The 1,426-nt window shown below is 70.2% G+C and carries 2 protein-coding genes; both read left to right on the plus strand.

The features are described from left to right. Window positions 1-101: 101 nt before the first annotated feature. Entirely contained in the window at window positions 102-1,085 is a 984-nt protein-coding gene (argC, locus tag AC1D15_RS32125) for an N-acetyl-gamma-glutamyl-phosphate reductase (RefSeq protein ID WP_477829243.1), read from the plus strand. Further along, the coding region (locus AC1D15_RS32130) for an aminotransferase class III-fold pyridoxal phosphate-dependent enzyme (RefSeq protein ID WP_477829244.1) at window positions 1,082-1,426 on the plus strand (345 nt) is incomplete at its 3' end. The genes argC and AC1D15_RS32130, both read left to right, overlap by 4 nt.

Raw genomic sequence — 1,426 nt, forward strand, 5'->3', positions numbered from 1 at the left:
CTCATGGTGCTTCAGGTTTCATGAATCTGCTGTTCATGACATTCAACTTTACCGATCGTCGGCCGAACCGCAAGCTCTGCTCTCCACTCCAGGAGGACTTCATGAGCGCGAGCGTTTTCATCGACGGCGACCASGGCACCACCGGCCTGCAGATCCGCGCGCGGCTGGCCGGGCGACGCGACATCGCCCTCGTGACGCTGCCCGACGCGTTGCGCAAGGATGCCGCCGCGCGTGCCGCTGCCATCAACGACTGCGACGTGGCTGTGCTGTGCCTGCCCGACGAGGCCGCGCGCCAGGCGGTGGCGGCCGTCCGCAACCCGCGCGTGCGGGTGATCGATGCCTCGTCGGCGCACCGCACCGATGCGCACTGGGTCTACGGCTTTCCGGAGATGTCGCCGCAGCAGGCCGGACGCATCGCCCAGGCACGGCGTGTCAGCAATCCGGGGTGCTACCCGACCGGGGCCGTCGCGCTGCTGCGTCCGCTGGTCGAGGCTGGCTGCCTGCGTGCCGATGCGCCGTTGAGCATCCACGCCGTGTCCGGCTACTCCGGACGCGGGCGCGAGGGCATCGACGCCCACGAAGGCCCGGCTGCCGCGGCGGCCTTGCCGTTCCAGACCTACGGCCTCGGCCTGCAGCACAAGCACGTGCCCGAGATCGAGCGGCATGCAGGCCTGCAGGGCCGGCCGTTCTTCGTGCCGTCGTACGGCAACTTCCGGCAGGGCATCGCGCTGACGATCCCGTTGCATGCCTCGATGCTGCAGCGGCCGATGACGGCGCAGGCGGTGCGCGACCTGCTCGCTCGGCACTACCGCGACTGCCGCCATGTGCAGGTGCTGGACGCCGAGCGCACCGGCGCGATGGCGCGGCTCGATCCGCAGGCCCGCAACGGCAGCAACGACCTGCAGCTCGCGGTGTTCGGCAACGACGCCCACGGCCAGTTGCTGCTGAGCGCCGTCTTCGACAACCTCGGCAAGGGTGCATCGGGTGCCGCGGTGCAGAACCTCGCCCTGATGCTCGGACTGGCCGAAGCCCCCGAGCTCGACGCTCGTGAACACGCCCCCCAGGCCCTGGAGCACGCAGCATGAACCACGCGCTGATGAACATCACCGCCCGCCCGGACCAGCTGTTCCTGCGCGGCGAAGGCAGCTGGCTGTGGGACGACCGCGGCCGGCGCCACCTGGACTTCGTGCAAGGCTGGGCGGTGAACACGCTCGGCCACGCGCCGGCCTGCATCCGCGAGGCCCTGGCGCGGCAGTCCGCGCTGCTGCTCACGCCCAGCCCGGCCTTCCACAATGCGCCGGCGCTCGCGCTGGCGGAGCTGCTGTGCCGGAACAGCGACTTCGACCAGGTGTTCTTCACCAACAGCGGCGCCGAGGCGAACGAAGGTGCCATCAAGCTGGCTCGCAAGTGGGGGCAGCTGCACCGG

Source organism: Rhizobacter sp. P2_H2, from assembly GCF_056403375.1.